Genomic DNA, 14198 nt, shown 5'->3' with positions numbered 1-14198 from the left:
CGAGCAGGCGGGAGCCTATGCTGTGCAAGCACGCCGGCTCACACAGCCGCGGGAATCACCCCGGCCGTCGCAGGGAGCGGGCCACCCCGCTTCCGGTGCGACGGCCCGGACCGGGGCGCACGCGGAAAGAAGGTTGCGCATCGGCATCTTCTCTTGCACCGATATCAGCCCGCCCGCCTGAATTGCCACCGATTGTCGGTGGCAATTCCGTGAAGGGCTGTGCCCGTTCCTGAAACCTCCCACGAGCGCCGGCCGAGACAGTGCGCCCGTTCGTTCGTCGCGCACAGCGTTCCGCATCGGATGCGCCACCGTCTTTTCCAGGACACAAGGGACCGATATGGCCGCCCCATCCCTACGCCACCACGCACATCCATTCCCCGATGGTCGGATCCCCCCCGAAGCGTTCCCCTTGTCACCGGCTCAGTACGGGATCTGGTTGGCGCAGCAGCTCGCCCCCCAGGTCCCCTTCGTCATCGCCCAGTACGTGGAATTTCCTGGGCCGTTGGATCTCGATCTGTTGCGTGCCGTGTCCGAAACCGCCGGTCGCGAGTTCGAGACCGTCTTCCTGCGCCTGATCGAGATCGACGGGCGCCCGTTCCAGATCGTCGATCGGGAGCTCGACTTCCGGACGGAGATTCTGGACTTCCGCGACCGGCGTGAGCCGAGGGCCGCCGCCGAGGAGTGGCTCCGGCGAGACGTCGAACGCCCCGTCGACCTGCTCGCCGACCGGATGTGCAAGATCGCGGTCCTGTGCATCGACGACTCCGACTTCCTGGTCTACGTCAAAGCCCATCACATCGTGCTGGACGGTTACGGGGCAATGATCCTTATGAATCGGGGCGCGGAGTTGTACGCCGCCGCACTCGAGGGCCGCGCGGCGGACGCCGGACCGTCGACAGACCTCCGCACCCTGTACGAACGGGACCGGAAGTATCGAGCATCGCGCAGGTTCGCCGCCGATCGTGACTACTGGTCGCAGCGGATGCTGGCCGCGCCCAACGGAACCGGAGACACCGCAGTGCCTCCGGCCGTCACGTCCCTCGTCGAGACTGCGGAGTTGTCCCCAGCCGCCTCCGATCACCTGCAGGGGTCCGCCAAGACGATGAACGCAACGCCGACGGCGGTCGTTCTCGCGGCTTTCGCATGCTTCTTCTCGCGGCTGTCCGGCAGCGGCGACGTACTCGTCAACATCCCTGTCTCCGCTCGCACAACCGCACAGCTACGACATTCGGCCGGCATGTTGGTCAACGTCGTCCCGCTGCGGATCGCGGTTCACGCCGAGGACACGCTCGGTGAGCTGGTCGGGCGGATGCAGCTCGAACTGCTGGGAGCGTTACGCCATCAGGGCTGCGGGATCGAGGACATCCGGCGCTCCACGGGGAACGCGGTGTCCCGCTTCTCGGTGCCCCTCGTCAATGTGATGCTCTTCGAGCAGGAGCTGGGACTGGGCGCGGTCCCCGGTACCGTCCATGTCCTGTCCCGGGGACCGGTCGGCGATCGAATGATCAGTGTCTGTCCCGCCGGTTCACCGGCGGCGACCACGATCGAATTCCGCGCCAATCCGAATCGGTATCGAGAAGACGAGATACGCCGGCAGTGCACCCAGATCGCGGAACTTCTCGAAGAATTCGTCGCTGCGGATCCGGGGACCCCCCTCGGCTCCATCCATCGCACGAGCGCGCGTGAGGCGGAACGCCGCTTCCGGGACGCATCGCTCGTGGACTACTGGGCATCGACGCTGGCGGGGCTGCCCACGCCGCCGGAGCTGCCGATCGGCCCCTCGCCGATCCGCCGCACGAAAGATCCTGCGACAGTTCGGTTCCCGATCGACGACGACTCGTGCCGCGCCGTGGTCGCGCTGGCCGCCGAGCAGCACGTCGATTCGTTCGTCGTGCTGCATGCCGCGGTGTCGGTACTGTTGGCACGCCTCGGCGGTGTCGACGACGTCGCGATCGGCACTCCGGTTCCGCGCACCGGAGTATCCGACGCCGAGGTGGACGATGCCATCGGCATCCTCGTCCTGCGTGCTCGTGCCGGTTCCGCGACGAGATTCGACGACCTGGTTGCGCAGCTCGGCCGAACCGACCGGGATGCCTTCGAACATGCCGACGTGTCCCCGCGACGCCTGGCCGAGGCACTGGGTCCGAGTCAGGACGGGACTCGGTCACCGTTGTATCGGGTGACGCTCGAACATCACGTCAAGGCACAGTCTTCCGCCGGCGAGCCGGTTACGGGCACGGCAACGACCTACGACAGCATGTGCTTCGGCACGGCGGACCTGCAGATCTCCGTGACCGAGCGGCGGAACCGCATCACCACCGGCATGAGCGTGAGCATGCGGTATGCGACCGAGCCGATCGCCGAGGGGACCGTCTGCGGGTTCGCGAGCCGGTTCACGCGGATTCTGACGGCGATCGCGGCGGATGCGTCCGTGCGGATCGGCGACATCGATCTGCTCGGCCCGGAGGAACGGGAGACTCTGGTACCGGCGCGCGGTCCGGCCGGAGTCCCGGTGCGACGTCTGCCGGACATCCTCGCGGCTGCGGCGTCCGCGGACCCGGAGGCCGTTGCGGTGTCGTGTGGGACGGTCCGGATCTCCTACCGAACACTCGACGAGCAGACGAACCGACTGGCACGGCGCCTGATCGACCTCGGTGCGGGTCCGGAACGCTTCGTCGCGATCGGGATCGAGCGGTCGGCCGACTCGGTGGTGGCGGTATGGGCGGTAACCAAGACGGGCGCGGCGTTCGTGCCGGTGGATCCGACCTACCCGGCCGAGCGGATCGAGTTCATGCTGGACGACTGCGGCGCGGTCCTGGGACTGACGACGGTCTCCCAGCGTGCTCGGATGCCGGAACGCGTGCGGTGGGTGGTGCTCGACGATCCCCGGATGGCCGACCCGCCGGCCCGGCGCGGGACGACGGTGGCCGATACGGACCGCGTGATGCCGCTGAGGGCGGATCATCCGGCGTACCTGATCTACACCTCGGGGTCGACGGGGACGCCGAAAGGTGTCGTGATCACGCATCGCGGACTGGCGAACCTCGTGGCCTTTGCGGCGGCATCGGCCGAGCCGGGGGCGCGCGTATGGCACGGCGCGTCGCCCAGTTTCGATCTGGCAGTGCTCGAGATGCTCCTCGCGTTCGGTGTCGGGGCTCAGCTGGTCGTAGCACCCTCCGGGGTGTACGGCGGCACCGAACTCGCACGACTGCTCGCCGCCGAGCACGTCACGCACTGGTGTACCACCCCGGCGGTCCTGTCCACCCTCGACCCGAGAAGTCTGGACGACCTGGTCTTCGTGATCGTCGGCGGCGAATCGTGTCCCCCGGGCCTCGTGGAGCGGTGGGCACCGGGCCGGCGCATGGTCAACGGGTACGGTCCCAGCGAGGCCACGGTGCAGGCGACGACCGACGATCTTCTGCCCGGCGACGGCGTCGGACTCGGGAATCCGGGGCCGGGATTCGAAGCGATCGTGCTCGACGCACGCCTGCATCCCGTACCCGTCGGCGTCGTCGGGGAACTCTACCTGTCGGGACCGGCTCTGGCGCGGGGGTACCACCGCCGGTCCGGGACCACCGCGACGCGGTTCGTGGCGGATCCGTTCGGGGCACCGGGGCTGCGGATGTACCGCACCGGAGACCTGATGCGCTGGTCGACCGGGACGAGCGCACCGGTCGGCGGAACCTCGCTGCTGCGGCTCGAGTACGTCGGACGCGCGGATCTTCAGGTGAAGCTGCGAGGCCGGCGAATCGAGCTCGGCGAGGTGGAGGCGGCGTTGCTCCGCCACGACCGGGTGGGTCAGGCAGTGGCGGTGCTCCGGGTCGACGGTGGAATCGAGCATCTCGTGGGCTACGTGGTGCCCCGCCCGGGCGAGGTCGTCGACGGGGCAGAGGTACAGAAGTCGGTGGCGACCGCGCTGCCCGACTTCCTGGTGCCCGCGGTAGTGGTGGTGCTGGCCGCGATGCCCGTCACCGCCAACGGCAAGATCGACCGGAATGCACTGCCGGTCCCGACGTTCGGAGGATCGGCGTACCGGCCGCCGCGCACGGCGCTGGAACGGACCCTGGTTGGGGCCTTCGCCCAGGTACTCGGCGTCGCTCCCGACCGGGTAGGCCTCGACGACGGCTTCTTCGACCTCGGCGGGGACTCGCTGCTGGCCACGGGACTCGTCGCCCGGATCCGCGCGACCCTACGGGCCGAGGTACCGATCAGGACCGTCTTCGAGGCCCCGACCGTCGCCGGACTGGTACCGCGGCTCGCGGAGTGCGGTGTTGCGCGGCCGCCGCTCGTCCCGCAGCGGCGGCCGAAGCGGATTCCGTTGTCCTACGCCCAGAGTCGACTGTGGTTCATCCACCGATACGAGGGGCCGTCGACGACGTACAACCTTCCGATGGCGGCGCGGCTCCGCGGGGAAGTGGACGTCGCGGCCATGGTGGCGGCCTTCACCGATGTGGTCACCCGCCACGAGAGCCTGCGCACGGTGTTCGGGGAGGAAGAGGGCATTCCCTTCCAACAGATCCTGCCGGTCGACGAGGTCACGCTGTCGCTCCCCGTGACAACGGTGTCCGGCGAACTCATGGCCGACGCGGTCGGGGCGGAGGTCGCGTACCGCTTCGATCTCTCCACCGAAATCCCCATACGCGCGGCGCTGCTTCGGCAATCTCCCGACGAGCACGTTCTGGTGCTCGTGCTCCACCACATCGCCGGCGACGGCGCCTCCATGGTCCCCCTGGTGCGCGACGTCATGACCGCATACGCGGCCCGGGCCGCAGGATCGGCGCCGAACTGGGATCCGCTGCCGGTGCAGTATGCGGACTACGCGCTGTGGCAGCGGGAGATGCTCGGTACGGAGACCGATCCGGACAGTATGCTCTATCGCCAGTTCGAGTACTGGCAAGCAGAATTGGCGGATGCGCCGGAGCAGCTCCGCTTGCCGACGGATCGAATCCGGCCTCCGGTGCAGTCGTTCGAGGGCGGAACGGTCGAGTTCACCGTCGATGCGTCGCTGCGGGAAGCAGTCGACGAGCTGGCCCGCTCACGCGGAGCGACCACATCGATGGTGATGCAGTCGGCACTGGCCGTGCTACTGCACAAGCTCGGCGCCGGAACCGACATCCTCATCGGCGGTCCGGTAGCGGGCCGTACCGATGAGCTGCTGGCCGACCTGGTGGGGTTCTTCGTCAACTCCTGGGTGCTGCGCGTGGATCTGTCCGGACTCGACGATTTCACAGCGGTTCTCGACCAGGTGCGGGCAAAGGCGCTGGCCGCGTACGAGAATCAGGACGCGCCGTTCGAACGCCTCGTCGAACTGCTCAATCCGGTCCGGTCCACCGCGCATCACGCATTGTTCCAGGTCGCGATGGCGTTGCAGAACAACCCGCTTCCTGTGCTCGACTATCCCGGGCTCCAGGTCGCGATGGAGCCGGTGACGGCCGGCGTGGCCCGATTCGACCTGTTCTTCAGCCTGTCCGATGTGCCGGCGACACCGCATTCGCCCGGAGGGATGCGGGGAACGATCGAGTACGCGAGCGATCTGTTCGATCGCAGCACCGTGCAGCAGATCGCGGCGCGCTTCGTCCGGGTTCTCACGTCGATGGTGACGTGTCCGCAACGCCGCTTCGGCCTGGTGGACCTGCTCGAACCGCACGAGCGCGTGCAGGTGTTGCAGGAGTGGAACGGCACGACGGTGACCGTCCCGGACACAACGGTACCGATGCTGTTCGCCCGGCAGGTGTCCGCCGACCCGGATGCGGTGGCGCTCACGTCCGGTACCGAACAGTGGACGTACCGGGAGTTGGCGGCTCGCGCGACCCGATTGGCCCACCGGTTGATCGACCTCGGGGTGGGCCCGGAGTCGGTCGTGGCGGTCGCCCTGGATCGTTCGGCGGCATCGATCGTGGCCCTGCTGGCGGTGTCGACGGCCGGCGGCGCGTATCTGCCGATCGACCCGGGCTATCCCGGTGAACGCACCAGGTTCATCCTCGAGGACGCCGCCCCGCTCCTGGTGCTGAGCGACGCTGTCGTCGCCGGTCGATTGCGGTCCCCGGCATGCCCCGTGCTGCTCCTCGACCCCGGCGGAGCATCGGTCGGCGACCCGACGACGCGAGTCGGTCCCGTCACCGATTCCGATCGGCGAATGCCACTGCGTCCCGAGCATCCGGCATATCTCATCTACACCTCGGGCTCGACCGGCGTGCCGAAGGGCGTGACGATCACCCACCGCAATCTCGTCCACCTGGTCTCGCACGGCTGGCCCGCGAACCGGCCGCGGGAGCGGATGTCGATGACGTCCTCGCCGGGATTCGATGCGTCCGTGTACGAAATCTGGCCGGCCCTGCTCACCGGCGCCGAGCTCGTGCTCGCCCCGCCCGGGCCGGCAGATCCGATGGATATCGCGCAGACGGTGCTCGACCACGGTGTCACAGCCGTGTTCGTCTCGACTCCGATGTTCCATCTGCTTGCCGATCCCGGCATCGCCACGGACGGGGTATGGGATCACGTGGACCAGGTGGTCACGGCTGGTGCGGCGCTGTTCCCGGCGGCCGTCGACCGCTTCCGCGCCGCGCATCCCGGCCCCCTCGTGGTCAACGCATACGGACCGACGGAGACCACCGTCTGCGCCACCCTGTATCCGGTGCCGACCACCCACGAACCGGGCAGCAGCTCGGTGCCGATCGGAACACCCATCGAGGGCGTGCAGGTGTTCGTGCTCGATGCCGGCCTGCAACCGGTACCGGTCGGGGTGCCCGGGGAGCTGTACCTGGCCGGCGCGGGCGTCGGACGCGGCTACCACGGCCGGCCGGCGATGACGGCGGGCCGGTTCGTCGCATGCCCGTTCGGGGCGCCCGGGCAGCGGATGTACCGGTCGGGGGATCTCGTGGCGTGGCGGTCCCGCGAACGCACGGAAACCGGGCGGGTGAGAGCCGCAGACCTCGAATTCGTCGGCCGCGTCGACGACCAGCTCGAGATCCGTGGATTCCGGGTCGAGCCCGGTGAGGTCGAGGCGGTCCTGACTTCCCATCCCGCAGTCGCACAGGCGGCGGTGGTCCCGCGCGCGGTACCGGGTGACATCGCGAGCACGCAGCTGGTCGGATATGTCGTCCTCGACCGGGACCTGACCCTGCGGGCGGAGGCAGCCCGGGAGTCGGAAGCGGTCGAGCGCTGGCAGGCTCTGTACGACGACGTGTACTCGGACGCGGCGGCGGCCGTCCCCGCCTCACCGGCATTGTCGCTCGACGAGGACTTCGGCGGCTGGAACGCCAGCGCCACCGGTCGACCACTGCCCCTCGACGAGATGCGGCAGTGGCGGGACGCGGCCGTGCAGTCGATCCGGACGCTGCGACCGCACCGGCTGCTCGAACTCGGCGCGGGCTCGGGATTGCTGCTCGCCGAACTCGCCCCCGAATGCGGCGAGTACTGGGCGACGGACTTCGCCGCATCGGCGATCGCGTCGCTGCGTGTCAAGGTGGCCGGACAACCGTGGGCGCAGCGGGTGCGGCTGCGGACGCAGCCCGCTCACGTGACCGACGGTCTTCCCGAAGGCCACTTCGACACCGTGGTGCTCAACTCGGTGGTCCAGTACTTCCCCGACGCCGCGTATCTGCTCGAGGTACTCGGAAAGGCACTGCGACTGCTCACGCCCGGCGGGGCGCTGTACCTCGGCGACGTTCGGAACCCGGCATCGTTGCCACAGTTCGCGGCCGGAGTGGAACTCGCGCGTGCCGGCGTGACAGACACCGCATCGGTCGTTCGGGAACGGGTCCGCCGAGCGATGCTCACCGAGCGGGAATTGCTGCTCGCTCCCGAATTCTTCACCTCACTGCCGCAGCACCTGACCGGCATCACGGGGACAGAGACCCAGCTCGGCCGGATGCACGCGGTCAACGAACTCAGCTGCCACCGCTATCAGGTGATCCTGCGTACCGATCCGGCGCCGGTCCGCTCCCTCGGAGACGCCCCGAGGCAACCGTGGCACCGGTGGGGAACGATGGCGGCCCTGTGCAACCACCTCCGCGCACATCGGCCGGACATGTTGCGTGTCGACGGGGTACCGCACGCCGGGCTGGTGCGTGCCGTCGCGCTGGCCGACCGGCTCGACGAGGCACCCGATGACGTGCCGGTGCAGAACCTGCTCGACGGAGCTCCGACGCAAGACGGCTGGATGCCGCACGACTTGGATTCCGTCGGAAAGGAACTCGGATACTCGGTCGCGGTGACCTGGTCCCCCACGCCGGGCGGGATGGACGCCGTCTTCATCGCCGGGGAGACGAGCGACACCTATCCCGCCGCCGTCACGGATGTGTATCTCCCGGCGGGACCGATCGGTCCACTCGCTCGATACGTCAACGACCCCGCCGCGAGTACCCGCATCGACGAGATCCGCCGCTTCGTCTCCGAGCGACTTCCGGACTTCATGGTTCCGTCCGCACTCGTGCACATGGCCGCTCTCCCCTTGACCGCGCACGGAAAGCTCGACCATCGGGCCCTGCCGGCACCGGAGTTCGCGATCCCGGGCGCTGACGTCCAGGCGCCGTCGACACCCACCGAGGAGACACTGGCCGCCGTCTTCGCCGAAGTGCTGGGACTCGGGCGGGTCGGAGCGCACGATTCCTTCTTCGCGCTCGGCGGGGACTCGATCATGTCGATCCAGCTCGTCGCACGGGCGAAGGCGGCGGGTGTGCTCATCTCGCCACGAGACGTGTTCGAACACAAGACCGTTTCGGCGTTGGCCGCCGTGGCCACCTCCCTCGCACAGGGCCACGAGGCGCTTCCGGAACTGCCCGGAGGAGGAATCGGCGACATCACCCCGCTCCCGATCCACCGATGGCTGTTCGAACGCGGCGGTGGCTTCGACCGATTCTCCCAATCCGTGTTGCTCACCCTCCCCGCCGAGGCGGACGAGGCGAATCTGACGGCCGCTCTGCAGGCGGTCGTGGATGCGCACGACATGCTCCGCGCACGACTGCACCTCCCCTCGGAGTCCGCATCCGGATGGGGCCTCGAAACACGGCCGGCCGGAACGGTACACGCGGACAAGCGGTTCCTTCGGATACCGGTCGACTCGGTCACCGGCCCGGACTTCACCTCCACCGTCGGGGCGGCACTCGATGCCGCGACCGGGCGGCTCGACCCCACGTCCGGGATCGTGCTGCAAGCGGTGTGGTTCGATGCGGGACCGATCGGCAGGTTGCTGCTGGTGGCCCATCACCTGGTGATCGACGGCGTGTCGTGGCGCATCCTGGTGCCGGACCTCGCCACCGCGTGGGGAAGGACCGTCGCAGGACTCGAGCCCGAACTCGAAGCCGAGCACACCTCGATGCGCCGATGGGCCCACGGGCTGCGCGAGGAATCCCGCAGCGAAAACCGGCGCGCAGAAATGGATCTGTGGCAGGACATGCTCTCGGTCGAGGAGCCTCCCCTGGGCTCGCGGTTCCTCGACACTGCGAAGGATGTCGGTGCCACCCTCGACACGATCACCGTCGACGTGCCGACCGTCACCACCGAGATCCTCCTCACCGCACTGCCGGCCGCCGTCCACGGCGGCGTGAACGACGGCCTCCTCACAGCCCTCGGCGCAGCGGTGATCACGTGGTGCCGCGCTCGCGGACAGGACACCGATCGGGTCCTGGTCGGGCTCGAAGGCCACGGTCGGGAAGAACAGGTGGTACCCGGCGCCGACCTGTCCCGGACGGTCGGGTGGTTCACCACCATGTTCCCGGTGCGGCTCGATCTGTCCGGAATCGATTCGTCCGAGGTGTTCGCGACGGGCACCGGAAGAGGTATCGATGCGGTCAAAGTGGTCAAGGAACAACTCCTCGCCGTTCCCGACCACGGCATCGGGTACGGCATGCTGCGCTGGATCGACGACGAGTACCGCACGACGCTCGAGTCCCGTCCCGAACCGCAGATCGTCTTCAACTATCTCGGCCGGGTCGCGACCACCTCGTCGGGAAGCGCCCGAGAGGCCGGATGGATACCGATCGCCGACATCGATCTCGGGCCCGGCACAGATCCGGCTCAGCCGGCGGCCGCCGCGGTGGCGGTCAACGCCGTCGTCGTCGACACGGACACCGGGCCGATGCTGCGCACATCGTTCACGTTCCCGACCGGCGTGCTGGCGACGGACGAGGTAACCGATCTGGCACAACGGTGGCGGCAGGCCCTGATCGCGCTGGCCCTCGACACCACGGTGCCCGGCGCCGGCGGCCACACACCGTCGGATCTGTCCTTGGTGCCGCTGTCCCAGCGCGCGATCGACGATCTCGAGCACCGCTGTCCGGGGCTCGAGGACGTCTGGCCGTTGACTCCCCTGCAGAGCGGCCTGCTGTTCCACGCCATCCAGGCGGACTCCGTCGACGCCTACACGGTGCAACTCACCCTGCATCTGCAGGGGCGGATCGACCCGCGGCGCCTGCGGGATGCGGCTGCGGCCGTCGTGGTCCGACACCCGAACCTGCGGGTCGCCTTCGTACTCGACGAGGGCAACCCGGTCCAGGTCGTCCAGCGCGGGATCGAACTCCCGCTCCGCGAGATCGATCTGACGGCCGTCGACGTCGCCGTCCGCGACACCGAGCTGGACCGGATCCTGACCGAGGACCGGCTCGCGCGCTTCGACACCGCCGTCGCGCCACTGCTGCGACTGACCCTGATCCGGATGGGACCCGACGACTTCCGGCTGCTGTTCACCAATCACCACCTCCTGCTCGACGGGTGGTCTGCGCCGCTGCTACTGAAGGAACTGCTCGTCCTCTACGCCGGTGCGGGTGACACATCGGTCCTGCCCCCACCCCACGCCTACCGGGACTATCTGATCTGGCTCGGCCGCCAGGATTCCGACGCCGCATGTTCGGCATGGTCCCGCTATCTGAGGGGAGTCGACGGCCCGACTCTGCTCGTCCCGGGCCGGCGAGGTGAGCCGGTGGGTGCCGTCTCCGAGGAAACGTCCCGGACGCTCGGCGAGGACCGGACACGACAGCTCGAGGCATTCGCACGCACGCATTCCCTGACGCTCAACACCCTCGTGCAGGTCGCGTGGGGGATTGTGCTGGCCACGCTCACCTCGCTTCGCGACGTCGTGTTCGGCAGCACCGTCTCCGGCCGACAGGCGACGGTGCCCGGCATCGAGGAGATGGTCGGGCTGTTCATCAATACCGTGCCGGTACGCATCAGCGTCGATCCGAACAGGACCCTCACGGAGTTGCTCGAACGGGTCCGCGCCGAACAGACCGAGTTGCTCGACAGTCACCACGTCGGGCTGGCGGACATCCAACGGGCAGCCGGGCCGGCCGCCGTCTTCGACACGCTGACGGTGTTCGAGTCGTATCCCGTCGACCGGGCCGCGTTGAGTCGGGCCACCGATGTCGCCGGCATGCGAGTGACTCATGTGACCGCCCGCGACTCCGGTCACTACCCCGTTGCACTGATCGCACACACCGACCCCCTGCTGCACCTGCGTATCAGCTACCGACCCGACCTGTACGACCGCGGAAGTGCCGAGCAGACCCTGAGGCGGGTCGTCCGAGTGCTCGACGCCGTCGTCGACGAACCCGAGACGACGCTCGGTCGGTTGAACCTGCTCGACGAAGCCGAACGTCGGCGTCTGGCTCCGGTCGGGAGTTCCCCGGCGGTCCCGGTATCCGAGGCGACGTGGACCGAGATGCTCGCAGGACAGGTAGCCCGCCATCGGGACGCGATCGCAGTCGTCGGGAACGGAGAACAACTGACCTATGCAGACTTCGGAGCCCGGATCAGCCGGCTGGCGCGATGGTTGATCTCCCGGGGCGTCCGTCCCGAGGCGCCCGTGATCGTGGCGATGCGTCGATCCGTCGACCAGCTGGTGGCGACGCTCGCAATCCTCGAAGCCGGAGGCGTGTACGTGCCGATCGACCCTGATCACCCAGCTGAACGTATCGCACACGTCCTCGAAACTGCACAGCCGATGTGCGTGCTGGCCTCGGAAGGGATCGAGCTGCCGGGAACAGTGCCTGTGATACGCACGGACGCCCTCGATCTGTCCGGATTTCCTGCGTCTCCCGTCACCGATACCGACCGGCTCGCGCCGGTACGGCCGGACAACACCGCGTACGTGATCTTCACGTCGGGCTCGACGGGCACCCCCAAGGGAGTGACGGTGACCCACCGGGGGCTGACAACTCCGGCGCAGTGGTGTGCGGGTGTCGCCGACTCCGAATCCCGGGTTCTGCACGCAATCTCACCCAGTTTCGACGCATCGCTGCTGGAGTACCTCACGGCCGTCGCGGCCGGCGGACAGCTGGTGGTGGCGCCACCCACGGTGTACGGAGGCGCCGAGATGAAGGCACTTCTGCGTACCGCGCGGATCACGCATCTGTACATCACCCCCACCGTGCTGGCCACCATCGATCCGTCGGGGCTGGACGAACTCGCATTCGTGTGCGTCGGCGGTGAGACGTGTCCACCGTGGCTCGTCGAGCGATGGGCGACCGGCAGACGCATGGTCAACGGGTACGGACCCACCGAGACGACGGTGATGTCGAATGTCCGCGACCCATTGGCGGCGGACGAACCGATCACGCTCGGCGTACCGATGCCCGGATTCGCCGAGGTGGTGACGGATCGGCGGATACAGCCGGTGCCGGTCGGGGTGAGCGGGGAACTGTACGTGGCGGGTCCGGGACTGGCCCGCGGATACCACCGGCAACCGGGAACGACGGCAACCCGATTCGTGGCCGACCCGTTCGGAGCGCCGGGACGACGGATGTACCGCACCGGTGACCTGGTGCGGTGGACGGACACGACCGGGCGACTCGAACCGGAATATGTGGGGCGTTCCGACTTCCAGGTGAAGGTGCGGGGATTGCGCATCGAACTGGAAGAGGTAGAGGCGGCGCTGGTGCGGCACCCCGCGGTTGCCCAGGCCGTGGCCGTGGTCCGCGACGGTGGGCGGGGCGAGCAATTGGTCGCCTACATCGTGCCCGCACACGCACCGGCCGACCCGGCGGAGATCCTCCGTTCCCTGGCAGCCGTGCTGCCGTCGTACATGGTGCCGGTGGCATTGACAGTGCTCCCGGCGATGCCGGTGACACCCACCGGGAAAGTGGATCGGGCGGCGCTACCGGCCCCGGAGTTCAGCCGGTCGGAGTATCGGTCCCCGCGCACCGACACCGAGCGCATCGTTGCGGAGGCCTTCGCGTCTGGGCTCGACCTGGAACGCGTCGGGATCGACGACAACTTCTTCGACCTCGGAGGAAACTCTCTCAGCGCCGTTCGTGTCGCCGCCATCCTGAAATCGACACTCTCCGGGGACGTCCCGTTACCGCTGATCTTCCTCGCACCCACACCGGCAGGCCTGGCACATCGCCTGGATACCCGTCCCGGTGGGGGCACGCCGTCGACGATCGAGGCGCTCGAAGTGCTGATCCCGCTCCGGGCGGGGGGCAGCCGTACTCCACTGTTCTGCGTGCACCCCGCGATCGGCATCTCCTGGGTGTACGCCGGACTGTTGCGGTACCTTCCCGACCGTGCCGTGTACGGCCTTCAGCTCCCCCTCCTCTCCGGCGGGCCGGCCTATGCGTCCCACCACGCCCTCGCCCATCGCTACGTCGAGGAGCTGCGGGCGGTGCGACCGCACGGCCCCTACCACCTGCTCGGCTGGTCGCAGGGCGGCCTGATCGCGCACCACATGGCGGTCCAACTGCGAAGCGCGGGAGAGGCCGTCGATCTCGTGATGCTCGACTACTACCCGATCGAGCGCGCTCGAAAAGAGCTGACTCTCGCGGAGGTTCTCGTCAGCTTGGGTATCGACGCCGACAGCGCCGAGCCTACGGACATTTCGTTCGACACCGCGCTCACTCAGGTGAACCGTATGCTCGGGCACGAAACAGGTCTCACACCAAGCGATCTCGAGCGCATACTGGGGGCGTACGCCGAGGTGCACCGCACCGGACCGGAACTCGGGGTGGAGGTATTCGACGGCGACATGCTGTTCTTCGCTGCCGCGAACTCGTTGGACGACTCGGGCGAGACATCACCGGGGCTGTGGCGGAAGACCGTGACGGGCTCGATCGTCGAGCACGTCGTCGCGGGTGATCACCTGCATATGATGAATCCCGAAGCGACCTCGGTCATCGGCCCGATTCTGGCGGACCATCTCGGTCGAATCGATGAGCGCCGCCGATCTCCCCGGTGACGGGTCGATACTGTGTCGCAGCGCGGACGGT

At 68.4% G+C, this 14198-nt stretch carries 1 protein-coding gene; it reads left to right on the top strand.

The features are described from left to right. The first annotated feature begins 337 nt into the window (after window positions 1-337). Window positions 338-14167, top strand: coding sequence for an amino acid adenylation domain-containing protein (locus KZJ41_RS01825; protein ID WP_373566460.1), 13830 nt, complete (start codon window positions 338-340; stop codon window positions 14165-14167). Window positions 14168-14198 lie beyond the last annotated feature (31 nt).

The sequence above is a fragment of the Rhodococcus sp. 11-3 genome, from assembly GCF_023704055.1.
Classification (GTDB): domain Bacteria; phylum Actinomycetota; class Actinomycetes; order Mycobacteriales; family Mycobacteriaceae; genus Rhodococcus; species Rhodococcus aetherivorans.
This window is presented reverse-complemented; position numbering and strand designations above follow the sequence as displayed.

Excerpts from the sequence above, each read along its gene's own strand:
- KZJ41_RS01825 (WP_373566460.1), top strand. The coding sequence starts at position 338 with ATGGCCGCCCCATCCCTACGCCACCACGCACATCCATTCCCCGATGGT.